At 48.5% G+C, this 25,504-nt stretch carries 26 protein-coding genes and 1 tRNA gene; 14 read left to right on the top strand and 13 right to left on the bottom strand.

Features of this window, described 5'->3' with window-relative positions; translation table 11 throughout:
* Window positions 1-137 precede the first annotated feature (137 nt).
* From rpoS to folB, 11 genes are all read right to left on the bottom strand, one after another.
* The gene (gene rpoS, locus AC6R0R_RS08480) at window positions 138-1,121 is read right to left on the bottom strand and encodes an RNA polymerase sigma factor RpoS (protein ID WP_487902129.1); all 984 of its coding nucleotides are present in this window, start codon (window positions 1,119-1,121) and stop codon (window positions 138-140) included.
* Between the two features lie 75 nt (window positions 1,122-1,196).
* Window positions 1,197-2,126: a murein hydrolase activator NlpD gene (gene nlpD, locus AC6R0R_RS08485; RefSeq protein ID WP_500626376.1), complete on the bottom strand. Its 930-nt coding sequence runs from the start codon at window positions 2,124-2,126 to the stop codon at window positions 1,197-1,199.
* A gap of 2 nt (window positions 2,127-2,128) precedes the next feature.
* Window positions 2,129-2,755, bottom strand: a complete 627-nt coding sequence (locus tag AC6R0R_RS08490; protein ID WP_487902131.1) for a protein-L-isoaspartate(D-aspartate) O-methyltransferase — start codon at window positions 2,753-2,755, stop codon at window positions 2,129-2,131.
* Window positions 2,756-2,757: 2 nt separating this feature from the next.
* Window positions 2,758-3,516: a 5'/3'-nucleotidase SurE gene (gene surE, locus AC6R0R_RS08495; protein WP_500626377.1), complete on the bottom strand. Its 759-nt coding sequence runs from the start codon at window positions 3,514-3,516 to the stop codon at window positions 2,758-2,760.
* Window positions 3,517-3,561: 45 nt separating this feature from the next.
* Window positions 3,562-4,650: a tRNA pseudouridine(13) synthase TruD gene (gene truD / locus AC6R0R_RS08500; RefSeq protein ID WP_500626378.1), complete on the bottom strand. Its 1,089-nt coding sequence runs from the start codon at window positions 4,648-4,650 to the stop codon at window positions 3,562-3,564.
* 65 nt (window positions 4,651-4,715) lie between these two features.
* Window positions 4,716-5,192 carry a 2-C-methyl-D-erythritol 2,4-cyclodiphosphate synthase gene (ispF, locus tag AC6R0R_RS08505; protein ID WP_487902134.1) on the bottom strand — a complete coding sequence of 159 codons (477 nt, stop codon included), beginning with the start codon at window positions 5,190-5,192 and terminating at the stop codon, window positions 4,716-4,718.
* Between the two features lie 18 nt (window positions 5,193-5,210).
* A complete protein-coding gene (ispD, locus tag AC6R0R_RS08510; RefSeq protein ID WP_500626379.1) occupies window positions 5,211-5,945 on the bottom strand; it encodes a 2-C-methyl-D-erythritol 4-phosphate cytidylyltransferase in 735 nt (244 codons plus the stop codon).
* The gene (ftsB, locus tag AC6R0R_RS08515; RefSeq protein WP_334553629.1) at window positions 5,946-6,224 is read right to left on the bottom strand and encodes a cell division protein FtsB; all 279 of its coding nucleotides are present in this window, start codon (window positions 6,222-6,224) and stop codon (window positions 5,946-5,948) included.
* 102 nt (window positions 6,225-6,326) lie between these two features.
* Window positions 6,327-7,130, bottom strand: coding sequence for an undecaprenyl-diphosphate phosphatase (locus AC6R0R_RS08520; protein WP_500626380.1), 804 nt, complete (start codon window positions 7,128-7,130; stop codon window positions 6,327-6,329).
* A 7-nt stretch (window positions 7,131-7,137) separates the two neighbouring features.
* Window positions 7,138-7,635, bottom strand: coding sequence for a 2-amino-4-hydroxy-6-hydroxymethyldihydropteridine diphosphokinase (gene folK, locus AC6R0R_RS08525; RefSeq protein WP_500626381.1), 498 nt, complete (start codon window positions 7,633-7,635; stop codon window positions 7,138-7,140).
* Window positions 7,632-7,991 (bottom strand): bifunctional dihydroneopterin aldolase/7,8-dihydroneopterin epimerase, encoded by a 360-nt coding sequence (gene folB / locus AC6R0R_RS08530; RefSeq protein ID WP_500626382.1) that lies wholly within the window; start codon window positions 7,989-7,991, stop codon window positions 7,632-7,634. The genes folK and folB overlap by 4 nt, the downstream gene beginning before the upstream one ends.
* A 184-nt stretch (window positions 7,992-8,175) precedes the next feature.
* Between folB and plsY the strand changes: the two genes are divergently transcribed.
* Complete coding sequence (plsY, locus tag AC6R0R_RS08535) at window positions 8,176-8,772, top strand: glycerol-3-phosphate 1-O-acyltransferase PlsY (RefSeq protein ID WP_487902140.1); 597 nt, start codon at window positions 8,176-8,178, stop codon at window positions 8,770-8,772.
* A 68-nt stretch (window positions 8,773-8,840) separates the two neighbouring features.
* On the opposite strand, the gene tsaD is transcribed toward plsY, so the two are convergent.
* Window positions 8,841-9,866 carry a tRNA (adenosine(37)-N6)-threonylcarbamoyltransferase complex transferase subunit TsaD gene (gene tsaD, locus AC6R0R_RS08540; protein WP_500626383.1) on the bottom strand — a complete coding sequence of 342 codons (1,026 nt, stop codon included), beginning with the start codon at window positions 9,864-9,866 and terminating at the stop codon, window positions 8,841-8,843.
* Between the two features lie 228 nt (window positions 9,867-10,094).
* Between tsaD and rpsU the strand changes: the two genes are divergently transcribed.
* The 8 genes from rpsU (at window position 10,095) to AC6R0R_RS08580 (ending at window position 18,484) form a co-directional block, all read left to right on the top strand.
* Window positions 10,095-10,310 carry a 30S ribosomal protein S21 gene (gene rpsU, locus AC6R0R_RS08545; RefSeq protein WP_001145625.1) on the top strand — a complete coding sequence of 72 codons (216 nt, stop codon included), beginning with the start codon at window positions 10,095-10,097 and terminating at the stop codon, window positions 10,308-10,310.
* A 26-nt stretch (window positions 10,311-10,336) separates the two neighbouring features.
* Window positions 10,337-10,780 (top strand): GatB/YqeY domain-containing protein, encoded by a 444-nt coding sequence (locus AC6R0R_RS08550; protein ID WP_500626384.1) that lies wholly within the window; start codon window positions 10,337-10,339, stop codon window positions 10,778-10,780.
* Between the two features lie 102 nt (window positions 10,781-10,882).
* The gene (dnaG, locus tag AC6R0R_RS08555; RefSeq protein WP_500626385.1) at window positions 10,883-12,643 is read left to right on the top strand and encodes a DNA primase; all 1,761 of its coding nucleotides are present in this window, start codon (window positions 10,883-10,885) and stop codon (window positions 12,641-12,643) included.
* Between the two features lie 98 nt (window positions 12,644-12,741).
* Window positions 12,742-14,601, top strand: coding sequence for an RNA polymerase sigma factor RpoD (gene rpoD / locus AC6R0R_RS08560; protein ID WP_500626386.1), 1,860 nt, complete (start codon window positions 12,742-12,744; stop codon window positions 14,599-14,601).
* A gap of 148 nt (window positions 14,602-14,749) precedes the next feature.
* A tRNA-Ile gene (locus AC6R0R_RS08565) sits at window positions 14,750-14,825 on the top strand.
* 335 nt (window positions 14,826-15,160) lie between these two features.
* Window positions 15,161-15,496: a helix-turn-helix domain-containing protein gene (locus AC6R0R_RS08570; RefSeq protein WP_025508603.1), complete on the top strand. Its 336-nt coding sequence runs from the start codon at window positions 15,161-15,163 to the stop codon at window positions 15,494-15,496.
* Window positions 15,489-16,895 carry a HipA domain-containing protein gene (locus AC6R0R_RS08575; protein WP_500626387.1) on the top strand — a complete coding sequence of 469 codons (1,407 nt, stop codon included), beginning with the start codon at window positions 15,489-15,491 and terminating at the stop codon, window positions 16,893-16,895. The genes AC6R0R_RS08570 and AC6R0R_RS08575 overlap by 8 nt, the downstream gene beginning before the upstream one ends.
* A 278-nt stretch (window positions 16,896-17,173) precedes the next feature.
* Window positions 17,174-18,484, top strand: coding sequence for a methyl-accepting chemotaxis protein (locus AC6R0R_RS08580; RefSeq protein WP_500626388.1), 1,311 nt, complete (start codon window positions 17,174-17,176; stop codon window positions 18,482-18,484).
* 40 nt (window positions 18,485-18,524) lie between these two features.
* On the opposite strand, the gene djlA is transcribed toward AC6R0R_RS08580, so the two are convergent.
* Entirely contained in the window at window positions 18,525-19,376 is an 852-nt protein-coding gene (gene djlA / locus AC6R0R_RS08585) for a co-chaperone DjlA (RefSeq protein WP_500626389.1), read from the bottom strand.
* A 148-nt stretch (window positions 19,377-19,524) separates the two neighbouring features.
* Here djlA and lptD point away from each other — a divergent pair, with 148 nt between their 5' ends.
* The 5 genes from lptD to apaG all read left to right on the top strand — a co-directional run bounded on the left by lptD (window position 19,525) and on the right by apaG (window position 25,500).
* The gene (gene lptD / locus AC6R0R_RS08590; RefSeq protein WP_500626390.1) at window positions 19,525-21,909 is read left to right on the top strand and encodes an LPS assembly protein LptD; all 2,385 of its coding nucleotides are present in this window, start codon (window positions 19,525-19,527) and stop codon (window positions 21,907-21,909) included.
* Window positions 21,910-21,960: 51 nt separating this feature from the next.
* Window positions 21,961-23,256: a peptidylprolyl isomerase SurA gene (gene surA / locus AC6R0R_RS08595; RefSeq protein ID WP_334554114.1), complete on the top strand. Its 1,296-nt coding sequence runs from the start codon at window positions 21,961-21,963 to the stop codon at window positions 23,254-23,256.
* Window positions 23,246-24,238 (top strand): 4-hydroxythreonine-4-phosphate dehydrogenase PdxA, encoded by a 993-nt coding sequence (pdxA, locus tag AC6R0R_RS08600; protein ID WP_500626391.1) that lies wholly within the window; start codon window positions 23,246-23,248, stop codon window positions 24,236-24,238. The genes surA and pdxA overlap by 11 nt, the downstream gene beginning before the upstream one ends.
* A gap of 12 nt (window positions 24,239-24,250) precedes the next feature.
* The gene (rsmA, locus tag AC6R0R_RS08605; protein ID WP_500626392.1) at window positions 24,251-25,057 is read left to right on the top strand and encodes a 16S rRNA (adenine(1518)-N(6)/adenine(1519)-N(6))-dimethyltransferase RsmA; all 807 of its coding nucleotides are present in this window, start codon (window positions 24,251-24,253) and stop codon (window positions 25,055-25,057) included.
* Between the two features lie 65 nt (window positions 25,058-25,122).
* Complete coding sequence (gene apaG / locus AC6R0R_RS08610; protein WP_334568374.1) at window positions 25,123-25,500, top strand: Co2+/Mg2+ efflux facilitator ApaG/CorD; 378 nt, start codon at window positions 25,123-25,125, stop codon at window positions 25,498-25,500.
* Window positions 25,501-25,504: the final 4 nt, after the last annotated feature.

Here is a 25,504-nt window from a genome sequence, read left to right on the forward strand (position 1 = left end):
TCATCACTGATTCAACAACGGCACGATCAAAAAAGCCTTGGGGTACCAAGGCTTTTTTCTGATTAAGACACTCTATCTATATCTCTGATTATGGATTATGTGTCTATCGTTATATCTCTTCCATTATACGTCTGTCGTTACTCTTCGGTCACACCAAACAAGTTCTCCATGTTGAGACCTTGTTTAACCAGCAGCTCACGTAAACGACGCAGACCTTCCACTTGGATTTGGCGCACCCGCTCACGGGTGAGGTTGATCTCACGCCCGACTTCTTCAAGTGTTGAAGGCTCGTAGCCAAGTAGACCAAAGCGGCGTGCTAACACTTCTTTTTGTTTCGGATTGAGCTCGTCCAGCCAATGGATCAATGAATTTTTGATGTCATCGTCTTGAGTGGAAATTTCTGGGTCTGAGTTGTTGGCATCTGGGATGATGTCCAACAGCGCTTTCTCACCGTCGCCACCAATAGGCGTATCCACTGAGCTAATGCGTTCATTAAGACGCAGCATTTTACTCACGTCATCAACTGGCTTATCCAGTTGCTGAGCAATTTCTTCAGCAGTCGGCTCATGGTCGAGTTTTTGCGACAACTCACGCGCAGTACGTAGATAGATGTTGAGCTCTTTCACCACATGAATAGGTAGACGAATGGTACGAGTTTGGTTCATGAGCGCACGTTCAATGGTTTGACGTATCCACCACGTCGCGTAAGTCGAGAAACGGAATCCGCGTTCTGGGTCGAATTTTTCTACCGCGCGAATCAATCCCAAGTTCCCTTCTTCAATAAGATCCAAGAGAGCAAGGCCACGGTTGCTATAACGACGGGAGATTTTCACAACCAAACGCAAGTTACTTTCGATCATACGTTTACGCGCTGCTTCATCGCCACGTAATGCACGTCTTGCGTAGAGGACTTCTTCCTCTGCGGTTAATAGGGGTGAGAAGCCGATTTCGCCAAGGTAAAGCTGTGTGGCATCTAGGCTTTTCGATGAAGCGTCAAACTCCTCTTTGACACTCTCAGATTTGGATGAGGTGAGTTCATTGCTGCCTTGAAGCGTATCTAGTTGTGCTTCCTGCTCAATATCAAACTCTTCGACTTTCGTTGCTGTATTGCTGATACTCATGGCGCCTCCCCTTGGCGAGCTAGCAAGACATTACTACCTCTAATGTCGCTAATTTACCCGGTCAGTAAAGTAAATTTAAGGTAAGTATCGTTTCGGATCGACCGACTTACCTTGATAGCGAATTTCAAAATGCAAACGAACGCTGTTCGTTCCGGAGCTGCCCATTGTTGCTATTTTTTGACCAGCCTTAACACTTTGTCCTTCATGTACTAGCAACTTGTCGTTGTGTGCATACGCACTTAGATAGTTATCGTTATGTTTGATAATCACCAGATTACCGTAGCCGCGCAGTGCGTTGCCTGAATAGACGACAGTGCCACTTGCTGTCGATACGATGGATTGACCACGCTGTCCTGCGATATCAATGCCTTTATTTCCCTGATCGCCAGCAGAAAAGTTTTTGATTACCCTCCCTTTTGTTGGCCATAACCATTTGGAAACCTTTTGATTAGAAGCCGTGTTACTCGCTTTACTGCTAGAGGCAGTATTGGCGTTTTTGTTAACACTTTGTTGCTTCTTAGGTTCAACATACTCCTTTGATTTTGATTGATCAATACTCTTTTTAGGTGGCGTTTGGGTGACGTTTTTCTGACTGCTGCTGTTTTGCGATGTAACTGATTGATTAGAGTTTTTACTTGAATTCGGAGTGGATGGGGTAACGGCAACTACAGCGACAGGCGCAGTTACGGCACCAGCCCCCGTCCCACCAAAAGCGGGCGCTTTGTAGGCACTACGCCATAAGTTGAGTTTTTGACCGGGGTAAATGGTGTAGGGCTCAGTCAAGCCGTTGTAACGAATAATATCGTTTACATCTTTATCTGTGACGTAGGCTATAAAGTATAGCGTATCGCCTTTTTCTACTTCGTAATAGCTGCCGCGATAACTGCCACGAGTGACAGACCCATAATCTTTGTTTAACCCAGACACAGGAGCAGGCGAGTGTGCAGCGCAGCCATACAGCGCACTGAATACCAGTATCAGCCACACACACCTTCTCAAGCTCATGCCTACGCCAATTCACCTGCGACTAAAGGAACAAAACGCACCATCTCTATGGGCTCTGTGGAGAACGCCTCACCCTGTCGGGTGATTTTGTACAGTTGTTGCTGCTCGACACCAACAGGAATGACCATGGTGCCGCCCTCACTGAGTTGTGAGAGCAGTGCCTGTGGCACAGACTCCGCTGCCGCTGTGACAATAATGGCATCAAATGGGCCTTTCGCTGGCCAACCTTGCCAACCATCACCGTGCTTGGTGGAGATGTTATAAATGTCGAGCTGCTTTAAACGTCGTTTAGCTTCCCATTGCAACGCCTTAATCCGCTCAATGGAGAAGACGTGATCGACCAGTTGAGCCAGTACTGCGGTTTGGTAACCAGACCCAGTGCCAACTTCCAGCACTTTGCTGTCTCGATTCAGAGCCAACAGTTCGGTCATTTTCGCCACGATATACGGCTGAGAGATGGTCTGCCCAGCGCCAATCGGCAGCGCATTATTATCGTATGCTTGATGCATCATCGCCTGTGACACAAACTGCTCACGAGGCAATCGATAGATGGCATCTAATACGCGTTGATCTTGAATGCCACTCGCGACAAGAAAGTCAATTAATCTGTCGGCATGTGGGTTTACCATTGTTACTTGTCCTTTAACCAATTATCCATGCTCATCAGCGATTCATGAGCGGTCAAATCTACTTGCAGCGGTGTAATGGAGACAAAGCCATGTTCGATAGCATAAAAGTCGGTTCCTTCACCCGCATCCTGCTCTTTTCCTGGTGGGCCTAACCAATAAATATCATGACCACGAGGATCTTGCTGTTTTATCATTGCTTCCGCGTGATGGCGCGCACCTAAACGGGTTACTTTTGAGCCTTTTAGCGCGGAGAGCTCAACGTCGGGAATATTGACGTTTAACAGTCGGTTAGTGGGAATAGGGCGTCGTCCGTGCTGCAACACCAGCTGTTTGGCAATGTGCGCAGCCGTGTCAAAATGGCGCTGCCCCACCAGTGAAAAGGCGATCGCCTGAACACCGAGAAAGTGCCCTTCCATCGCCGCCGCTACCGTGCCAGAGTAGAGCACATCATCCCCAAGATTTGCACCATGGTTAATGCCCGCTAGCACCAGATCCGGCAGATCGTCTTTCATCAGCTCATTAAGCGCAAAGTGAACACAGTCGGTCGGCGTTCCTTGTACGGAGTAAGTACGCTCGGCGATGCGAGTCACCCTCAAAGGCTGCTCTAGGGTTAACGAGTTGGATGCGCCTGAGCGGTTTCTATCTGGCGCGACGATCGTCACTTCGGCGATGTCACTCAGTGCCTGCGCGAGCGCGTGTATGCCCTTCGCATGCACGCCATCATCGTTACTGATCAATACTCTCAGTGTGTTGGCTGTCATAAGTCCTGTCACTTCCTGTTGAAAGAGGGCACATGGCCCTACCGGCTACTGACTGTCATTGTCCTGGCTGTCATTGGCCTTGCTGTCATTAGCGTAATGGCGTTCTTTTTCCGTCGCAATGAGCAACTCTCGCAGAATAGCAGTCGCAAAGCTGCCTGCATCCAATGAGAAGTCGAGCGTTAAGCTGTCACCATCGACGGACCAAGTCAGATTCTCAGGCTTCAATAACACCTCTCGGCGATCGTGACGCATACGATTACCACGAATCAACGCCATGAGATCTGGCTCATTATCAAGCAGCGGTTGTTCAAGTGCGAGCGCCTCGTGCTGAGTGGGTAAGGCATTGTCACCCGCGAGCGCAGCGGTTAATGCCACCTCACCACGCTGCAACTGCGCATTGAACGCCTCGCACTCTTCAGGCGTGACAAGGCGCGTTTCATTGCCTTGGTAGACAATATCGCCCGCAATACAGGTGTTCAATAGCGCTTGTTCAATCCGCGCGGAGACGATGGTGTTAAACACCCAAGAGCGAGCAGCAGAGAGGTAGAGACTGCGTTTGTTTTGGTTACGAGTACGGACATTGTCTCTTCCCCAACGTCTGGCTTCAGTGAGGTTATTGCCATCGTGACCAAAACGCTGACTGCCAAAGTAGTTGGGAACCCCTTTCGCTTGCACCTTCTCCAATCGAGACAGCACCGATGGCATGTCGGATACTTGGGTTAACGTTAAGCGAAAGTCATTACCGATTAAGTCTCCGGGACGCAACTTTTTATGGTGTCGGTCTGTGGCAAGAATTTCGATACTCGGGTACGCCGCCAGAAAGGCGCTAAAGTCTGGTGTCTCGCCTTTAGGTAGATGCACACTCAGCCACTGCTCTGTGACTGCATGACGATCCTTAAGCCCTGCCCAACTGACGTCTTTCGATTTCACCCCGCACGCTTTGGCCAGTTCATTAGCCACAAAGCTGGTGTTCTCGCCGGTTTTGCGAATACGCACCATTAGGTGCTCACCCGTACCACTAAACGAGAACCCTAAGTTTTCGCGTACTTGAAAGTGCTCGGGTTGCGCTTTGAGTACGCCGGTGGCGACAGGCTGACCATTGAGGTACGCCAACGAAGAAAGTAAATCAGACATGAATAGAGTTCCGTTTAGCCAGCGGCCGGACTTGTGACCGTCCGCTGTTGAAAAATAGCTAGAAATTACGCTTTAACCAGCAGCACAACTGCTTCGCTGGCAATGCCTTCTTTGCGCCCAGTAAAGCCGAGACGCTCTGTGGTGGTCGCTTTGACATTAATGTTGGTGACGTCGGTGTCCAAATCTTGTGCGATGGTTTGGCACATCGATTCGATATATGGCGCCATTTTCGGTGCTTGAGCAATGATGGTGATGTCAGCATTACCCAGCACATACCCCTGCGCTTGTACTCGTTGGTACACATCGCGCAGAAGAAAACGGCTGTCCGCGCCTTTCCACTCATCATCGGTATCAGGGAAATGGCGACCAATATCACCGGCAGCAATCGCGCCCAACAGTGCATCGCACAGTGCGTGCAGCGCCACATCGCCATCGGAGTGAGCAATCAAACCTTGCTCGTAAGGAATGGCAACACCGCCAATGATGACTGGGCCTTCTCCGCCAAATTTGTGCACGTCAAAACCGTGACCGATTCGAATCATCGTGTTATGTCCTTTCATTTATTCGAGGCAAAGGGTCTGTTCCCTCTGCAAATAAAACTCTGCCAGAGCCAGATCCTCTGGTTGGGTGATTTTAATATTGTCGCCGCTTCCAGGTACTAGCAGTGATGCTCCGCCACTCCACTCAATCGCGGAGGCTTCGTCCGTAATGACGGCCTGAGCTTGCAACGCCTTGCTCAGCGCTTGGGTCAAGGTGTGAGTCGGGTACATCTGCGGTGTCAGGGCATGCCACAGCCCCTCTCTATCGACGGTGTAATCCACCGTATTGCTGACGGCGTTGTGATGAGCAGCTCGTTTCATGGTATCTCGTACCGGCATGGCAAGAATGCCTCCGATTTGCTCAGCTAAGCAGCGCTCAATCAGATGAGAAATATCCGCTAATTTCACACAAGGTCTGGCCGCATCATGCACTAACACCCAAGGTGACATCTGATGCTGAGAAACATACTCGAGCCCACGCAGCACAGAATCAGCGCGCTCACTACCACCACTGACACGAATCACCTTGGGGTGAGTCGCAATGGGTAGCTGTTCAAAGTAAGGATCGCCATCGCTAATCGCGACGACAACATGTTCAATATCTGGGTGAGAAAGTAGACGCGAGAGGGTGTGCTCAAGAACGGTTTTACCCAAGATCTCTAGATACTGCTTGGGACGATCCGCCTGCATGCGTTTGCCCACGCCCGCCGCGGGGACAATCGCAGTAATTTTGCCAGCAAAATGGCTGCCTGACATTTAGTTGTCCTCTCCAATGATGCGATAGAAGGTTTCTCCTTCTTTCACCATGCCCAGCTCATGCCGAGCACGCTCTTCGATGGCATCAAGTCCTTGGCGTAAATCGTCAATTTCGGCGAACATTTCATTGTTGCGAGATTGGAGGCTCGCATTGACTTGATGTTGAACGTCGATTTCTGCACTGACCGCTTGGTAGTCGGCCACGCCATTCTTACCCAGCCACAACTCATATTGTAGCCAGCCTAAAATCAGCAATAGAGTCAGAGCAAAAACACGCATAATGTCAATCAAAGATGAGAGATAAAGAAAGACCACATATATATCACAATGTTGCCCCTCAAGCGAGGTACGGATTATCTATGTGGTCTGAGAAGAGTGGGATTAGCGAGTCAGCAGAAAAGCAAACAAACCGACACCCAAAAGCAAACGGTAAATCACAAATGGCGTCATACCCATTTTTGAAATCAGCTTCAAGAAGAAGTGAATACAGAGGTAAGCGCTGACAAATGACGTGACAATGCCCGTTAATAGGAAACCAGTGTGGATAGGCTCATCGCTGATCACCAACTTAAGACCTAAGTAACCGCCGGCAAGAAGAATGATAGGGATAGACATCAAAAACGAAAAACGCGCCGCGGCTTCGCGAGTAAAGCCTAGATAGAGCGCTGCCGTCATCGTTGCGCCAGAACGTGAGGTACCCGGAATCATCGCCATCGCTTGCGCAAGACCAATAAAGAGCGCCTTTTTCCAACCCGCTTGGTATTCATCATCGGTCAGCGTGGCGGTTTTATCCACCCACCAGAGCAACAAACCAAACACTATGGTGGTGGTGGCAATCACCCAGGCACTGCGCAAGTAGATCTCAATGATGTCTTTCATCAGTAGCCCGAAGATACAGGCCGGAATCGTGGCTAATAGAATCATCCACGCCAATTTGGCTTCTTTGCTGCGCTCTGCTCTAAAAATGGACGCAAAAAAGGACGAGAGCAGTGTCACCACTTCTTGGCGGAAATAAATAATGACCGCCGCTAACGTACCCACGTGTACCGCGACATCAAACGCTAAGCCTTGGTCATCCCAACCTAAAATGGCGGAAGGCAAAATTAAGTGCGCAGAGCTGGAGATGGGCAAAAACTCGGTCAGACCTTGGATCAAGGCCAAAATAAAGGCTTCAAAATAACTCATGGATATCTCATTGGGTGGTGTCATCGAACCACATCGGAACGGCGGTCAATGGCGTGGTTAAATTCAGTTGTTGCTGGAGTTCTTGCACTTGTCGGCCATCACCGGGAATGACCCTATCGGGGCAAAGCTCCGCCAATGGTTTGAGAACAAACGCGTAGTGATAAATGTCTTTGCGCGGAATCTGGGGCGATTGCGCAGAAACTTCATCACCAAACAGCAGAATGTCCAGATCGATAGTGCGAGGCTGAAATTTTTCTGCGTGTTCACAGCGGCCCCATTTAAGCTCAATATCGCGCAGAGAGCGTGAAAATTTTGTCAGATTTTCAGTCGTTTGCAACTCAACGACCAAATTATAGAAACGGTCTCCGTCAAATCCGACCGACGGGCACTCGTAAATGGTCGACAGCCTTAATCCTTTGCCTAAATGGCGTAACTCATCAATCGCCGCCTTGATGTGCTTTTTTCTCTCCACATTGGAACCGACGCCAATGTATGCGGTGATCATGCCTTGCCTCTCTCAATCACCACACCCACAGCTTTGGCCTGTGCCACCGCGCCCGGCTTGGCTAGTCGAATGCGAATCCAGGGTACATTAAAGGTGGTCATGACTAACTCCGCGACCTCTTCCGCCACACGCTCAACCAACAAAAAACGGCCTTGCTCAATGTGGTTCAATACCGCTTCACTCACCTTGGCGTAATCTAAGGCGTCCACCACATCATCGCTTTTACCTGCGGGGCGGTTGTCGTGCGCCATTTCAATGTCCAACACCAATTTTTGTTTAATTTGTTGTTCCCAGTCGTACACGCCAATGGTGGTGATGACTTCTAACTGCTCAATAAATACTTTATCCATGGTCACTGCTGTCCTGTTTGATCCGAGGAGAGGTCGGATACCCATTTCTCATAAAAAGTCGTACTATTTTACTGCTCTGGCGCTCAGTGTCAGTAGTTTAAGTCGCGAAGCCGCGATATGATACCAGTTAAACGCAACAGAATATCAATGACTGGTTTACCTCACCCTTGCTGACTATGAGTGAATTCGAATGACACCACTTGCCCTCATCTTGATCATTTGCGCCTATTTATTAGGCTCAATCTCAAGTGCGGTGCTGATTTGTCGTCTCCTCAAACTCCCCGACCCCAGAAAGCAAGGCTCACACAACCCCGGCGCCACCAATGTGTTGCGTATTGGGGGCAAAAAAGCCGCTATCGCGGTATTACTGTGCGACATGCTCAAGGGCACTATTCCAGTATGGGGTGGGTACTTTTTGCACATTGATCCAATCATTCTTGGTGTTGTTGCAATTGCTGCCTGCTTGGGTCACATGTACCCCATCTTCTTTCACTTTAAAGGTGGGAAAGGCGTGGCTACCGCATTGGGTGCAATAGCCCCCATTGGTTTGGATTTAACAGGCATGATCATCGCCACTTGGCTCAGCGTTGCGCTGATCTTTCGCTACTCTTCGTTAGCGGCGATTGTCACCGTGCTGCTGGCCCCGTTTTATACATGGATGGTCAAGCCGCAATACACCTTGCCAGTCGCCATGCTGTGTTGTCTGATTGTCTTGCGTCATCATCAAAACATTAAACGCCTGTTTGCGGGCACCGAGCCCAAAGTAGGTGAAAAGAAGCAGGCATAAAAAAAGGCTTCCACCAAGAAGCCTCTAAACACGATGTATTCCATTGAACCGAACGAAGAATCCAGCGATTATTCTGCGCCGCGCAGTGGTTGCAGAGTATCGATGGGCCATCGCGGCGTCGCTTGAACCGCCAAATCCGCTACCTCACCGTTTTTAAGACGCTGCATACCCGCAAACGCGATCATCGCGCCATTATCGGTACAAAATTCCGTGCGCGGATAATAGACTTCCCCACCAATTTTTTTCGCCAGCGCAGCTAAATCAGCTCGCAAACGCTTATTAGCACTCACGCCACCGGCAATAACGATGCGCTTAAAGCCGGTTTGTTCCAACGCTCGCTTACATTTGATGGTTAACGTCGCGCACACGGCCTCTTCAAACGCTAGAGCAATATCCGCGCGGGTTTGTTCATCATCGCCATTAGCGGCAATCGTATTGGCCGTGAATGTTTTCAAGCCAGAGAAGCTCATATCAAGGCCCGGGCGATCCGTCATAGGGCGCGGAAACTTAAATCGGCCCGGCGTGCCTTTCTCGGCCAGTTTCGACAGCAGCGGACCACCTGGGTAATCTAGCCCCATCAGTTTTGCGGTTTTATCAAAGGCTTCCCCCGCGGCGTCATCAATCGACTCACCTAAGATTTTGTACTCGCCAATCCCTTTTACTTCGACCATCATCGAGTGGCCACCTGAGACCAACACCGCAACAAACGGAAACGGCGGCGGGTTCTCCTCTAGCATCGGCGCGAGCAAATGCCCTTCCATATGATGTACGGGCACGGCTGGCACACCCCAAGCGTACGCGAGACTGCGACCAATGGTCGCCCCAACCAGCAGCGCACCCACAAGACCTGGGCCAGCGGTGTAAGCAATACCATCAATCTCTTTTGGCGTGACGCCCGCTTCTTTCATCGCCGCTTTAATTAACGGAATCGTCTTTTTAACGTGATCGCGAGAGGCCAACTCAGGCACAACACCGCCGTAGTCAGCATGAAGCTTAACTTGGCTGTAGAGTTGATGGGAAAGCAGCCCTTTCTCATCATCGTAAATGGCTATGCCTGTCTCATCACACGAGGTTTCAATACCAATAATGCGCATGGTTTACCCTGGATGCCTCTGTCTCAATTTCAAAATTGGCGCAATCTTACCTTGCCTTCGCGCTGCAAACAAATTTTGTACAGTGTATAAACAATAAAAGGCTTTACAAAGCTAATGTGATCGGATTAAAATTCCGCACCATTTTTGATCAAGCTGATTGTAGGCCTTGCAACTGAGCAGGTACTGTGAAGTCAGCATTAACGAATTAACCCCTGAGGTGAAAGGCATATGCCAGTAGTTAAAGTACGTGAAAACGAACCGTTCGACGTTGCACTACGTCGTTTCAAACGCTCTTGCGAAAAAGCAGGTATCCTTTCTGAAGTGCGTCGTCGTGAGCACTACGAAAAACCAACTACAGTTCGCAAACGCGCTAAAGCAGCAGCTCAAAAGCGTCACGCTAAGAAGCTAGCTCGCGAAAACGCTCGTCGCGTTCGCCTGTACTAATAGCTAAGTCCTAAAGGATTCTAGTTATGGCTCTGATTGACCAACTCAAAGAAGAGCAAAAATTAGCGATGAAAGCCAAGGACAAATTGCGCCTTGGCACTATCCGTTTAGCTTTGTCAGCAATTAAGCAACGTGAAGTCGACGAACAGGTCACTCTGAACGACGACGACATTCTTGCTGTGTTGACGAAAATGGTTAAACAGCGTCGCGATTCTGTCGCTCAGTATGAATCAGCGGGTCGCCAAGACCTAGCGGATGCAGAAAAAGCCGAAATTACAGTACTTGAGGATTTTATGCCTCAACCACTGACCGACGACGAAGTTGTCGCATTGATTGACAATGCAGTCACTGAATCAGGCGCAGCGGGCATGCAAGACATGGGTAAAGTAATGGGCGTTCTAAAACCACAGATTCAAGGACGTGCAGATATGGGTAAAGTGAGCGGTTTAGTTCGCGCTAAACTGGCTTAACACACCCAAGCCTATTACAACAAGCCGTGCTATCCTTCGGAATGCGCGGCTTGTTTGTATCTATCCCCCAATTGTTTAGTTAGTGCATTTTTCTAAGGTTTTATGGCAGGACACATTCCTCGTAGTTTTATTGATGATCTGCTTGCTCGATTGGATATCGTCGACATCATAGACGCACGAGTAAAACTTAAGAAAAAAGGCAAAAACTACAGCGCGTGCTGCCCTTTCCATAACGAAAAGACCCCATCATTCAGCGTGTCGCAAGAGAAGCAGTTTTACCACTGTTTTGGCTGTGGTGTGCATGGCAACGCCATCGACTTTATGATGGAGTATGAGCGCCTCGAATTTGTCGAAGCCATTGAAGAGCTTGCCTCATTCCTAGGTTTAGATGTCCCGAGAGAGCAGCGCCAAGATGGTCGTTTCAACCGAAGCAATCAACCGCAAGCCAGCAGCGAACAAAAGCGCAACCTCTACGATTTGATGGGCACCATCGCGCAGTTTTATCGTGACCAGCTTAAGCTCTCTAGCAGCAAGCCTGCGATTGAATACCTTAAGCAGCGCGGCCTCTCTGGCGAAATCGTGCAGAAATTTGGCATTGGCTATGTCGCCGACGAATGGGATTTAGTGCGCAAGAACTTTGGTCAGCATAAAGCGACCCAAGACATGCTGGTCATTGGCGGCATGTTGATTGAGAACGACAAAGGCAACCGCTACGACCGTTTTCGCGGGCGTATTATGTTCCCGATTCGTGACCGACGCGGGCGGGTGATTGGCTTTGGTGGCCGAATTATTGACGAAGGCACGCCCAAGTACCTGAACTCGCCAGAGACGCCAATTTTCCACAAAGGTAAAGAACTCTATGGCTTATATGAAGTCATGCAGGCGTATCGAGAGCCCAAGCAAATCCTCGTGGTTGAAGGCTATATGGACGTGGTTGCCCTCGCGCAATATGGTATTGATTATTCCGTAGCGTCCCTTGGCACCTCAACGACCGGTGATCATATCCAGCTTTTGTTTCGACAAACCCATACCGTGGTCTGTTGTTATGACGGTGACCGAGCGGGTAAAGAAGCCGCATGGCGCGCTCTAGAGAATGCCCTTCAGTACCTAAAAACAGGCAACACGCTGAAGTTTCTCTTCCTGCCGGACGGAGAAGATCCAGACAGTTACGTACGTAAATACGGTAAAGAAGCGTTTGAGCAACAAATGGAGCAGGCTACGCCGCTTTCCAGTTACTTGTTTGATAATCTGATTGAGATTCACAACCTCAATTTAGGTTCAAACGAGGGCAAGTCAGCACTGCGCGCGCACGCCAGTAGCCTGATCGATAAGATTCCAGACCCGTATTTTCAAGAACTGCTAGAAAAATTGCTCGATGAGCGAACCGGATTCGATAATCAGCTTAGACAGCCGCGCAAAAAGCAAAGCGAAACTCGACCTCAGCCACACAAAGAGATCAAACGCACACCCATGCGTGAGGTGATCGCTTTGCTTATCCAAAATCCGAGCTATGCTCAAATGGTACCGGATTTATCGAGCGTCCGAGAGTTACCCGTACCCGGTTTAAGTTTATTTGCCCAGGTGCTTGAATATTGTCATCAGCACCCCAATATCAACACAGGCCAGCTGCTAGAGACCTGGCGAAATACGAGCCATGAAGCGCTACTGTCTCGTTTAGCGAGTTGGGAAATCCCGCTCGATGAAGATAACGAGCAAGATATATTTTTAGACTCATTGGACAGAATACTGGCCCAGTGCGTCGAAAAACAAATTGAAAACCTGCAGGCCAAAGAAAGAAGTGTCGGTTTATCAGCCGAAGAAAGAAGGGAGCTGCTAGCGTTGATGCTAGATTTGAAAGCGTAACCCTGTTTAATTAGTCAGCAATCAATTAATTTGTTATTATGTGTGGTTTGCAACTCGCATACTAATTCCTTCACCAGATACTAAGTTGGATACCGTCTATGGATCAAAATCCGCAGTCACAGCTGAAACAACTTGTCATTAAAGGCAAGGAACAAGGCTATCTGACCTACGCAGAAGTAAACGACCACCTGCCAGCAGAAATCGTTGATTCCGAGCAGGTTGAAGATATCATTCAGATGATCAACGACATGGGCATTCGAGTCGTCGAAACGGCGCCCGATGCCGATGATCTTGCATTGAATGATGATGACACCATTACCGATGAAGACGCAGCAGAAGCTGCGGCAGCGGCGCTTTCTAGCGTAGAGAACGAAATTGGCCGCACAACTGACCCAGTTCGCATGTACATGCGAGAAATGGGTACGGTTGAACTTCTGACTCGAGAGGGCGAAATCGACATCGCTAAGCGTATTGAAGACGGTATTAACCAAGTTCAAAACGCTGTTGCCGAATACCCAGGCACTATCCCATACATTCTTGAGCAGTTCGACAAAGTACAAGCGGAAGAGCTTCGTCTTACCGATCTCATCACTGGCTTTGTAGATCCAGACGCAGAAGAGACCACAGCACCGACGGCGACGCACATCGGTTCTGAGCTCGCAGAGTCTGACTTGAAAGATGAAGACGAAGAAGATGCGGATGACGATGAGGACGATTCAGATGACGATGACTCTGAAGAAGATACTGGCATCGACCCTGAACTTGCACTAGAGAAGTTCACGTCGCTGCGTAATACCTTCCAGAACTTCCAGCTCGCCTGTAACGAGTACGGCAAAGAGAGTCCGAAAGCGCAAATCGCTCATGAACTCGTCCTCGACGTATTCAAAGAGTTCCGTCTGACGCCGAAGCAGTTTGACTACTTGGTCGATGAACTTCGCACCTCGATGGAGCGCGTTCGTACTCAAGAACGTCTGATCATGAAAGCGGCCGTTGAATACGGCAAAATGCCGAAGAAATCGTTCATTACGCTCTTTACCGGCAATGAATCTAGCGACGCTTGGCTTGATGAGATCCTTGCTTCTGACAAGCCGTACGCAGAGAAAGTTCGTCGCAGCGAAGACGACATCCGCCGCTCGATCATGAAGCTAAAAGCGATTGAAGAAGAGACCTCTTTGACGGTGCAAAACATCAAAGAGATCAGCCGCCGTATGTCGATCGGTGAAGCGAAAGCTCGCCGTGCGAAGAAAGAGATGGTGGAAGCGAACTTACGTCTGGTTATCTCGATTGCGAAGAAATACACCAACCGTGGTCTACAGTTCTTGGATCTTATCCAAGAAGGTAACATCGGCTTGATGAAAGCGGTCGACAAATTTGAATACCGTCGTGGTTACAAATTCTCGACCTACGCAACATGGTGGATTCGTCAGGCAATCACTCGCTCGATTGCAGACCAGGCACGTACGATCCGTATTCCGGTACACATGATCGAAACGATCAACAAACTCAACCGTATCTCTCGTCAAATGTTGCAGGAGATGGGTCGTGAGCCCCTACCGGAAGAGCTGGCTGAGCGCATGCAGATGCCAGAAGATAAGATCCGTAAAGTGCTGAAGATCGCCAAAGAGCCAATCTCAATGGAAACACCGATCGGTGATGATGAAGATTCGCATCTAGGTGATTTTATCGAGGACACCACGCTTGAGTTGCCTCTCGATTCTGCCACCGCCACCAGCTTGAAAGTGGCCACAAAAGACGTACTGGCCGGCCTCACACCTCGTGAAGCAAAAGTACTGCGTATGCGCTTTGGTATCGACATGAACACGGACCACACTCTGGAAGAAGTCGGTAAGCAATTCGATGTAACGCGTGAGCGTATTCGTCAGATCGAAGCAAAAGCGCTACGTAAATTGCGCCACCCTAGCCGCTCAGAAACTCTGCGCAGCTTCTTGGATGAGTAATTCACGCTAAGACGCATGATTGATGAAAAGGTGAGCAAGCGCTCACCTTTTTTATTATGGGTAGACTTAAGTGAATAAAAACTAAGCGCATTTAGCCATGCTTGCGGCTAGACAGCTTCAGGGGCTTCCCCTATAATCGATGCCCTACGGCCCCTTAGCTCAGTGGTTAGAGCAGTCGACTCATAATCGATTGGTCCCCAGTTCAAGTCTGGGAGGGGCCACCAGATTCTAGAAGGTTAGTAAGCGTAGTGTTTACTAACCTTTTTTTGTACCTGACGATTTTGGGTCAGGTAATGGGTCAGGTAAGCCCCAATCACGCACTCTTCTCTGTCTTCTCCCAATATTAATCCGAATACTACGCTGTTGCCAAATGTGTCCTTCTGGCTGATAAAACTCTCTCATAGAGAACAAAGAGAGGTATTAAACTCGCAAACCAGCCATAAGTAACTTAAATTGCACTTATAACTAATTTCTTATACAGTCACGACAAAAGTGAGTTATAGTGAACTTATATATTAAGACGAACCCAATAGTGACAAAAGTACATTAAAAAGCACTTATGAAAAAAGGTAAGATGGTAAAGGCACAACCTATGCCTGATTTGAATACCGAGTTCAGTATGGAAACGCTGGGGAGCGCCATTCGCTCAAAACGCACCGATAGAGGCTGGCGTATTGATGATCTCGCTTCAAAAGCCAACTTATCTCGTAGAACAGTCATGAAAGTAGAAAAAGGCGATACCAGTGTCACCTTTGCCAATGTACTCATCCTCATGGACATCTTAGGGCTGTCGTTACGCCTTATCGATGTAAACCTATTTGTTCGTCCACATAGCCAAATACCCTCCCAAGCTGAAAACAGCGTGAGAAGCAATGAGGACGGTTGGTATGAGTAAGTTACAACAGTTAGACGTGTTTATCGGTACGAATACCAAAATTGGTCGTTTGATTCTTCCTGTCGGAACAGAAACAGAGTTCTCATTCATCTATGAAGATGAATGGAAACACTCTGGTTTCCCGATTTCGCCACACATCCCTTTCGATGATCGGGCTTCGCCACGTAGTATTGAGAACTACCTCAGAAATCTCCTTCCTGAAGGAGAAGCCTTTGAGGAGATGATACAAAACACCACTATATCCAAAAGCAACACGTTCGGGCTGATTCGTAAGCTTGGTGCGGAAACATCTGGCGCATTGTCTTTTCGAATTCCAGACTCAGAACCTGGGGAAACTAGTTTTAGAGCTGTACCTGATGATGAACTAATAGAACGACTAGAGCGAAATCTAGCGCCATTAGTGTATTGGGACGGTAAGGTTCGCCTTTCGGTTGCTGGTGTTCAAAACAAGTTAAACTTACTTAAGCGCGGTGATGAGTGGGGGTTTGGTGAAGGCAAATTAAGTTCGAACTACATTCTGAAATTTGAAAGCGGTAAAGCACCGTGTATTGCTGTTAATGAGTTCTTTTGCATGACATTAGCCAAGCTAGCAGGTTTGGACGTCGCTAATGTTGAGTTAACCCGCATTGGGAAGACTAGGACACTGATAATAGAGCGGTTCGATCGTGCCTATATCGCGACTCGTGATGTCGTTCAACGAAAACATGTGATTGATGGCTGTCAGGCAACTGACTTACCTCCAGGTTACAAATACGAGCGTCAGAATGGGGATGAAGGCGATGGCGTATATATGCGTGATGGCGTTTCTTTCCCACGCCTACTGAGCGTAAAAACCATAGACACGGTAATCACCAACCTAAAGCTCACCCAATGGATGCTCTTTAATCTAGCAACGCTAAACTACGATGCCCATGGTAAAAATATTAGCTTCTTCGTCACCCCTAAAGGGCTGGAACTAACCCCTTTTTATGACTTAGTAAACATAGAAGCTATCGCTCAAGAGGGAGCACAACGCAACTCACGAAGCGGTAAATTGTCCGCTGATGAGGGTCGTGCCGCCAGTATCCCTCAATATTTTGCAATGTCGATTGGAGATTGGGAAAGTGAAGACTTTCAAAATCCGCCGAAAGGTAACTTCAAACGCCCTATCACCAGCTATGATTTAGCTGAATTCGGCGCTCTGCTGGGTTATTCAGGCACCAAAATGGCTTCCATAATGGTAGAAACCGTTGGTGCTATAAAAAACACCCTGAAGGAAGCGATTGAACTTACCGAAGCTCAAGGAATCGACGATGGGGAACGTGAACACATAGAGCTATGTGTGTCACTCATCCAAACAGAGTGTGAATACTTGCTAGAACAAGCCGACAGCATGCCAGAAATGAGTGAGCTTCTTTAATGGTAAACCTCGAGGCACAAAATACTATACTGAGCACAGGGCTACAGAAAAAGTAGCTTTATGAACTCCTATCGTTCGATTTACACATTAGTAAACGCTAATTTTTCAAACTCTTAAAAACGAGACATTTTTTGAATCTGTGCCACATATAAACTAAGTTAGTATAAGTGGGCGTCAGCTTTTTCGGCTAGGTTGATAACAAGCACTCATTAGAAAGTAGCACTCCTTTTTATATTTCATCGACCTAACGCACCCTGTTGGTGCCAATGAGGCCATTTATGTTATTTTTTCGCAGCCGTAAAGACTCTGCTTACACTGATCTTGAACTCAATGCAATGCGTACCTCTGCGCAAGTGTTCAGCGCCATCAAATCCAGCGTTGCCTACATTGAGTTTCAGCCTGACGGTCATGTCATCACCGCAAATCACTTATTTCTCGACACACTCGGCTACCAATTGAGTGACGTACAGGGTAAACATCATCGCCTTTTTTGTGATTCGATCCTGACCTCTTCTTCCGATTATCAACAATTTTGGCGCGATCTAGCCAATGGACAGCCTCAGACAGGCACCTTCAGACGCCTTCGTAAGGGGGGCGAAGAGATTTGGATTGAGGCGACCTACGTTCCCGTGAAAGATGACAATAATAAAGTGGTCAAAGTGATCAAAGTCGCCAGCGATGTCACGGAGAAAAAGCACCGCCTAGACAATCAAGAAGCCATTTTTGAATCGCTTAGAAAATCCATGGCCTATGTTGAATTTACCCCAAAAGGGGAAATCATCAATGCCAACGATAACTTCTGCGCCTGTGTTGGCTATAAGCTTTCTGAGATTCGAGGTCAGCATCACCACATTTTTTGTAGCGAAGATTTCATCCACAACAATCCAAATTTTTGGCCCTCACTAGCCAAAGGCGAGTTCAAAGGTGGTCTCTTTGAAAGACGTAACAAACACGGTGAGATACTGTGGTTAGAAGCAACCTACAACCCTGTTTTTGATCGTCATGGTAAGGTGGTGCGTGTGGTGAAATTTGCCAGTGATATCACTGACCGAATTCGTCATCAGCAGGCTATACGAGATGCCTCTAAAGTGGCTCAGCAGACCTCGCTTCACACTTTAGACATTGCCAATGATGGCGCTCGCACGCTGGGTACCGCGACCGATGTCGCCAATCAAATTGACGTATCAGTCAGTACCGCTTCCACTCTAATGGGGAAACTGACGGAGCAATCGCAACAAATTACCCACATTGTCACCACCATCTCCAACATTGCCGATCAAACCAACTTACTCGCACTGAATGCCGCCATAGAGGCCGCACGAGCAGGGGAGTTTGGCCGCGGGTTTGCGGTTGTTGCTGACGAGGTGCGAAACCTCGCAGCGAATACAACGAAAGCGACCGATGAGATAGGGAATATTGTTAAGCGCAACAGTGAGTTGACTTCAGAATCTGAGGAAACCATGGCGCAGATTCAAGCGAGAGTCGTCGAATGCAACCAGCAGTTGCAGGAGACACAAGCCCTAATTGACGAGATTCGACAAGGGGCGCGAAACGTTGCAGATACGGTGACGCAACTGGTCAAAGATTGATAAAAACATGTGCCCGACCAGCGTCGGGCACATGTTTTTACTAAAAGCCTTTGCTTTTCTTAATCAAGTCGTAAGCGTTTTGAATTTCTTGGGCTTTTTCTTTCGCGACATTCATCATCTCAGGAGGGAGCCCCTTCGCCATCAACTTATCTGGATGATGCTCATTCATCAGTTTACGATAGGCGCGCTTGATCGCTTTGGCATCAGCGCTGCTATCAATACCCAGTAATTTGTAGGCATCGCTCAGTTGATCTGCAGTACTCGCTTGCTGCCACTGCCCGCCAGATTGATGAGAGTGCCCACCGTTGCTGCCACCAAAACCCCCGCGTTGAAAACGAAACGCCGCTTCTTGCATGCGAAGGCGTTGCTCAAGTTGTTCTGATGAAAAGCCCAAACCTTGTGCAATCTTGTGCAGCACATTGCGCTCTGCCGGGTGAATCTCGCCATCCGCAAACGCTGCTGATATTTGTAACTCGAGGAAAAACTGCAGCAAATCAAAACGACCTCCGGTTGAGATGCGGACACGCTCTAAGACTCGCTCCAATGGGAAATCTGCGCTTTTGCCTTCTCTGAAGGCTTCTTGTGCCGCTAATTTCTGCTCACCATGTAGGTTCATGCGATCCATCATCGTTGAAGCCAGCTGAATCTCCTCGCGAGTGACCTGCCCTTTTGATTTCGCAACGTGCCCCATCACAGAGAACGCCGCTTTAAAAAACTCCTCTTGGCGCTGCGCTTGGCTTGGTCCTTCACCAAAGCCGCTATTGAACCCCGCCTGTCTTAAACGGCGTGCTTTATCAAACTGATGGCCTAGAAAAAGACCGAATAACGCACCAAATGGTCCTCCAAACAGAAAACCAAAAAAAGTGCCAAGGATTTTGCCGAAAATGTGCATTATATGCTCTCAACCTCTGAATTTTTTCTTCTCAACGCGGTCTGATAGTGCCGTACGCCACAATTTACTTTATTATAAAGACCGTTTTATCTTAGATTCGGTTACCTATTCACCGGATATATCAAGTTCAACAGGATAGTAAAACTCGATGTCATTTTTCCCCCGCACCTTACTGGCCGCATCGATCGGCGCTGCGCTCTATGTCCCTCAGGCCTTATCTGAAGCAATCGTAGACGATAGTGTGCAGGAACTGCCCTCTATTGATCAATGCTTAATCAACGAACCTGAGTCTGATAACCCGAATCAAGATCCCATCAATGTCGAAGCCGACAGCTTAGAGGCGATCAACGGTGATAAAGCCACCTACAGCGGGAACGTTGTGGTCGTTCAAGGCAAGAAGCAGATGCGTGCCGACAACGTCACCCTCCACCAGCAAGAAAACATCGTGGTTGCGGAAGGGAACGTGATGTTCAGCGACGGTGAGCTGAAAAGTATATCAGAGAAAGCCACCAACAACCTCAACACAGAAGAAGTGACATTGGAGAACACCCAGTATCAATTCTTGTGTGAGCCAGGGCGCGGTGAAGCGGTCTACGTGGCCAAAACGGGCAAGGCGATGTACGAAATCGAAGACGGTACGATTACCTCTTGCCCGGAAGGTGATAAATCATGGCGACTGCGTGCTTCTAGTATCGATGTTGACCAAAACGAAGAAGAAGCGACCTTCTACAATCCGCGTTTCGAAATCGTCAATGTGCCCGTATTCTACTTGCCTTATTTGACCGTACCTATTGGAGACACTCGTAAGACAGGCTTTTTGTATCCAACGGTCTCATACGGCTCAAGCGATGGTTTTGAAATGGAGGTGCCGTTTTACTGGAACTTAGCACCAAACTATGACCTCGAAACCACACTCAAATACATGCAAAACCGTGGGACGCAACTCAATAGTGAATTCCGCTATCTGTCGACGCTGGGCAACACTAATATCAAATCGGAATACTTACCGGATGATAAGAAGTACACCTCTGATGGCTATAGCGATCGCTGGGGCATGCAATGGGAGCACAATGGAATTTACAAGCAACATTGGAAGTTTGAGGTTGATTACTCAAAAGTCAGTGATATCTACTATTTCTCCCACGTAGACTCCAGTATCGGTAATAGAGAAGATGGGCAATTGATTCAAGAAGCACAAGCGACGTACCGTAGTGATTCTTGGGACGCATCAATCCTCACCCGTGACTTTCAGCTATTAACCGAAAGTACTAGCAGCCTTCCATACCGACTGTTACCTCAACTGGAGTTTAACTACTATGCGCCAGAAGTACTGCGCTATTTAGACTTTGATGTAATCAGTCACATATCCCGTTTTGACACTGACGCTGACGGAAAGCCCAGTGCCACCCGCGTACACGTCGAGCCTGGATTCAAAATTCCTATTGGTACGACTTGGGGTTCATGGACAACCGAAGCACGATTGCTAGGTACCTACTATCAACAAGAACTCGAAGGTGTTGATACCACTTCCTCCGATAGTGATTATTATGGACTAGAAGAGAGTGTGTCTCGTGTAATACCCGAATTTAGAACTCACGCAGGTCTGATTCTGGAGCGAGATACTGTCGTGTTAGACAGTTATACGCAGACACTAGAACCACAACTTCAGTATGTCTATGTCCCGAATCAAGACCAAAGCAACATCGCAACATATGATACAACCTTGATGCAAACCGACTATTACGGCTTATTTCGCAGTCGTCGATACAGTGGTGTTGATCAAATTGCTCACGCTAACCAAATTAGCTACGGTGCATCGACTCGTTTCTTAGACGACCAGTTTAAAGAAAGATTGAACGTCTCCTTTGGACAAATCTTCTACTTGAAGAATGGCATAAAAAACCAGTCTCTCACGGATAGTGACACTGATAGCGATACTGATAGCACATCCAACTACTCTGCGTGGGCCGTCGAAATGGATTTCAACTATGATGATTTCTTGTTCTATCATGGTGGTATCCAATACGATATAGATGCGGAAGAGGTACAACTCGCCAACAGCACATTGGAGTATCGATTCAATGGTGGTTACCTTCAAGGTAATTACCGATATGTCACGAGAGACTATATTGAGCAAACATTAGGCGACAGCTTAGGTGACCTAGACAGCATCACGGAAGAAGGTATTTCTCAAGCCGGTATTTTGGCCAGCTATAATATCTCCCGCCACTGGAGTGTAGGTGCTCAGTACTTTCATGATGTCACGACCAACGAAGCATTAGAGTGGCTGGCGAGAGTGAACTATACCGACGACTGCTGGTATATCGGCTTCACCTACAGCAATCAGCTGGATAGCTGGGATCCTAGCTTCTCAAGTTATCCAGATTCAGACCCTGTCTATGAAAATAACTTTAGTGTTAACTTTGGCATTATCGGCTTTGGCACAAATATTGGGGCAGGCTCAGGAATGGCAGGGATGGACAGTGCAGGCAACTCCCTTGGCTACGGTCGCCCATTCTTCTTAAACAACTAAATCTCTCTCCTGCTGCGCAGCGGCAGGAGCCTAATAATGGATAGGATGTTAATGAAACCATTGAAACACACCCTACTCGCGCTCGTTGCCGCGAGCCAAGTTGCCATCGCTCACGCGCAGCCGGTTGAGCTGGATGGCGTTTCTGTCATCGTCAATGATGGGGTGATTTTACACAGTGACATCAACGCATCACTGAAAACATTGAAAGCCAACGCGCGTAAAAACAACCAAGCGTTACCCGATGAAGCGACGCTGCGTGAACAAGTCACGGAAAAACTTATCGTTGATACCATTCAGCAGCAAGAAGCCGAACGATTGGGTGTGCGTATTGATGACAACCGTCTTAACCAAGCCATCGCTGAGATTGCCGAAAACAATAACCAGACCATCGAAGAACTGAGTAACGCTATTGTCAGTGAAGGTTTGAGTTATCCTGAGTTTCGTGAACAAATCCGCAAAGAAATCGCGGCGAGCGAAGCACGCAATGCACTGGTCCGTCGCCGCATCAACATTCTGCCGGCTGAGGTCGATAACCTAGCGGATATTCTCGCGCAAGAGACCAACGCTACCGTGCAGTACAAAATCAGCCATATTCAGTTACGTGTCGACGACGGTGAAGACAAAGCAGCGGTAGAAAAAGAGGCGACAGCGCTCGTTGAACGCCTCAATCAGGGTGAAGATTTTAGCACCATGGCCTACACCTATTCAAAAGGTCCGAAAGCCCTTGAAGGTGGTGATTGGGGCTGGATGCGTAAAGAAGAGATGCCGACCATCTTCGCCGACCAAATTAGCTTGCAAAACAAAGGCACCATCATTGGTCCATTTCGCAGTGGTGTCGGTTTCCATATCCTCAAAATCGACGACGTCAAAGGGCTAGAAACCGTGGCGGTGACCGAGGTAAATGCGCGTCACATCCTGATTAAGCCGACGGTAATCCTCAGTGATGAAGGGGTGCAAAAAGAGCTGAACGACATCATTGAGCGCATCAACAATGGCGAAGCGACCTTTGGTGAGATGGCGCAGCAATACAGCCAAGATCCAGGCTCAGCTGCACGTGACGGTGAACTCGGCTATCAAACCTCAGATCTTTACGTCCCTGAGTTCAAACACCAAGTGGACACCTTACCTGCTGGAGAGATCAGTGCGCCATTTAAAACCGTTCATGGTTGGCACATTGTCGAAGTCCTCGATCGCCGCGAGGTGGACCGCACGGACTCCGCGCTAAAAAACCGCGCGTATCGCATATTGTTCAACCGCAAATTTAATGAAGAAGCCAGCACATGGATTCAAGAGATCCGAGCCAGCGCCTTTGTCGAAATGGTTGAGGATGAGCAAGATGACAATTAGACGTATCGTAGTCACCGCCGGTGAACCTGCCGGTATTGGTCCAGACTTAGTTCTGGCGCTCTCCAAAGAGAGTTGGACTCATCAGATAGTGGTGTGCGCCGATAAGTCCTTACTTGCCGAGCGCGCAGCTCAACTCGGTATTGAGGTTGAGCTGCTGGATTATGAGAAAGGCACCGATCCGAGCCCACAACGTCAAGGTACGCTGATTGTCGATCACATTGCGATGGATGCCCCCTGCATTGCGGGCGAACTCAATGAAACGAACGGTCACTACGTACTAAAAACGCTCGAAAGAGCCGCTTTGGGCTGTATGAATAGTGAATTTGATGCTATTGTCACCGGCCCTGTGCACAAAGGGGTCATCAACCGTGCAGGTGTGGCATTCAGTGGTCATACTGAGTTTTTCGCTGAAAAGTCGAATACGCCACTGGTGGTCATGATGTTGGCGACACAAGGCTTACGCGTCGCGCTGGTCACCACACACATTCCTTTAGCGTATGTGTCCAAAGCGGTCACCACAGAACGCTTGGAAGCCATCATCCATATTCTTCACCAAGATTTGGTCGAGAAATTTGCGATCCCATCACCGAAAATTTACGTGTGTGGCTTAAACCCGCACGCAGGTGAGGACGGTTGCTTAGGCCGAGAAGAGATAGAGACGATAACGCCAACATTAGAGCGCTTACGCGAGCGCGATGGCATCGACCTCATCGGACCGTTACCCGCTGACACCATCTTCAACGAAAAATACCTTGAAGAGGCGGACGCCGTATTAGGGATGTACCACGATCAGGTACTTCCTGTACTAAAATACAAAGGATTTGGGCGCTCAGTAAACATTACTTTGGGCTTGCCCTTTATTAGGACCTCCGTTGATCACGGCACCGCATTAGATCTTGCAGGAACAGGCGATGCGGACACAGGAAGCTTTAGAACTGCACTGGCTCATGCGATTGAGCTAGTGGAAAAGAAACCCAGTTAACTTGAGATCATTATGAGAAACGATGTCCACTTAGGACACAAAGCACGTAAACGCTTTGGTCAGAACTTTTTAAACGACCCATACATCATTGACGGTATCGTCTCGGCCATAAACCCACTACCTGGGCAGAACTTGGTTGAGATCGGTCCTGGCCTTGGCGCCATCACTGAGCCAGTCGGTCGTGAAGTGGATAAATTCACCGTGATTGAGCTCGATCGCGATCTAGCAGAGCGCCTACGCAATCACCCTGAACTGGCGGATAAGCTGACCATCCATGAAGGCGATGCGATGCGTTTCGACTTCTCGCAACTCGTTAAGCCGAACAATAAGCTACGCATCTTCGGCAACCTGCCATACAACATCTCAACGCCGTTGATGTTCCACCTTTTTGAGTACCATAAAGACGTACAAGACATGCACTTTATGTTGCAAAAAGAAGTGGTGAACCGCCTCGCTGCTGGCCCTGGCACTAAGGCATACGGCCGCTTGACGGTGATGGCACAATACTACTGCAAAGTGGTGCCGGTCCTTGAAGTGCCGCCGACTGCGTTTGTTCCGCCACCGAAAGTGGACTCAGCCGTGGTTCGCTTGGTGCCCTACGAGATGCTGCCTTACCCAGCGACCAGCTTGAATTGGCTTGATCGCGTTTGCCGTGAAGGCTTCAACCAGCGCCGTAAAACCGTGCGCAACTGCTACAAGTCACTGATTGATGCAGAATCGCTTGAAGCGCTAGGTATTAACCCAGGCATGCGACCAGAGAACCTCACCTTGCAGCAATTTGTCTCCCTAGCTAACTGGCTGGATGCAAAACATCAATAAAATCATCTAGTATAAGGGGGACAGTGCCAAGCATTGTCGCCCTTTTTCTTTTTTGGAGGTGTGAAATGGATGTCGACCCTTGCATCAAAGTTCAGGTCAATACTCGCTATATCCCTGAGCAGTCTCAACCACACGCGAAGCGCTATATTTTCGCCTACATGGTCACCATAAAAAACCTCAGCAATCAGACCGTGCAATTGATCAGCCGACGCTGGCTGATTACCGATGCCAATGGCAAGCAGATGACGGTTGAAGGCGATGGCGTCGTCGGCCAGCAGCCATTTATCGCTGCCGGTGATGAATACACGTACAGCAGTGGTACCGCACTCGAAACACCAGTCGGTGTTATGCAAGGTCAATACATAATGCACGATGAGCAAGGTCGTGAGTTCCATGCCGAGATTGAGCCTTTTCGCCTCGCACTGCCCAATATTCTTAACTAAATTA

The sequence above is a fragment of the Vibrio sp. R12-SW3-ISO1 genome, from assembly GCF_059834005.1.

Coding starts and splice junctions, on each gene's coding strand:
- rpoS (WP_487902129.1), bottom strand. CDS start 1,121: ATGAGTATCAGCAATACAGCAACGAAAGTCGAAGAGTTTGATATTGAG.
- nlpD (WP_500626376.1), bottom strand. CDS start 2,126: ATGAGCTTGAGAAGGTGTGTGTGGCTGATACTGGTATTCAGTGCGCTG.
- AC6R0R_RS08490 (WP_487902131.1), bottom strand. CDS start 2,755: ATGGTAAACCCACATGCCGACAGATTAATTGACTTTCTTGTCGCGAGT.
- surE (WP_500626377.1), bottom strand. CDS start 3,516: ATGACAGCCAACACACTGAGAGTATTGATCAGTAACGATGATGGCGTG.
- truD (WP_500626378.1), bottom strand. CDS start 4,650: ATGTCTGATTTACTTTCTTCGTTGGCGTACCTCAATGGTCAGCCTGTC.
- ispF (WP_487902134.1), bottom strand. CDS start 5,192: ATGATTCGAATCGGTCACGGTTTTGACGTGCACAAATTTGGCGGAGAA.
- ispD (WP_500626379.1), bottom strand. CDS start 5,945: ATGTCAGGCAGCCATTTTGCTGGCAAAATTACTGCGATTGTCCCCGCG.
- ftsB (WP_334553629.1), bottom strand. CDS start 6,224: ATGCGTGTTTTTGCTCTGACTCTATTGCTGATTTTAGGCTGGCTACAA.
- AC6R0R_RS08520 (WP_500626380.1), bottom strand. CDS start 7,130: ATGAGTTATTTTGAAGCCTTTATTTTGGCCTTGATCCAAGGTCTGACC.
- folK (WP_500626381.1), bottom strand. CDS start 7,635: ATGATCACCGCATACATTGGCGTCGGTTCCAATGTGGAGAGAAAAAAG.
- plsY (WP_487902140.1), top strand. CDS start 8,176: ATGACACCACTTGCCCTCATCTTGATCATTTGCGCCTATTTATTAGGC.
- tsaD (WP_500626383.1), bottom strand. CDS start 9,866: ATGCGCATTATTGGTATTGAAACCTCGTGTGATGAGACAGGCATAGCC.
- rpsU (WP_001145625.1), top strand. CDS start 10,095: ATGCCAGTAGTTAAAGTACGTGAAAACGAACCGTTCGACGTTGCACTA.
- AC6R0R_RS08550 (WP_500626384.1), top strand. CDS start 10,337: ATGGCTCTGATTGACCAACTCAAAGAAGAGCAAAAATTAGCGATGAAA.
- dnaG (WP_500626385.1), top strand. CDS start 10,883: ATGGCAGGACACATTCCTCGTAGTTTTATTGATGATCTGCTTGCTCGA.
- rpoD (WP_500626386.1), top strand. CDS start 12,742: ATGGATCAAAATCCGCAGTCACAGCTGAAACAACTTGTCATTAAAGGC.
- AC6R0R_RS08570 (WP_025508603.1), top strand. CDS start 15,161: ATGAAAAAAGGTAAGATGGTAAAGGCACAACCTATGCCTGATTTGAAT.
- AC6R0R_RS08575 (WP_500626387.1), top strand. CDS start 15,489: ATGAGTAAGTTACAACAGTTAGACGTGTTTATCGGTACGAATACCAAA.
- AC6R0R_RS08580 (WP_500626388.1), top strand. CDS start 17,174: ATGTTATTTTTTCGCAGCCGTAAAGACTCTGCTTACACTGATCTTGAA.
- djlA (WP_500626389.1), bottom strand. CDS start 19,376: ATGCACATTTTCGGCAAAATCCTTGGCACTTTTTTTGGTTTTCTGTTT.
- lptD (WP_500626390.1), top strand. CDS start 19,525: ATGTCATTTTTCCCCCGCACCTTACTGGCCGCATCGATCGGCGCTGCG.
- surA (WP_334554114.1), top strand. CDS start 21,961: ATGAAACCATTGAAACACACCCTACTCGCGCTCGTTGCCGCGAGCCAA.
- pdxA (WP_500626391.1), top strand. CDS start 23,246: ATGACAATTAGACGTATCGTAGTCACCGCCGGTGAACCTGCCGGTATT.
- rsmA (WP_500626392.1), top strand. CDS start 24,251: ATGAGAAACGATGTCCACTTAGGACACAAAGCACGTAAACGCTTTGGT.
- apaG (WP_334568374.1), top strand. CDS start 25,123: ATGGATGTCGACCCTTGCATCAAAGTTCAGGTCAATACTCGCTATATC.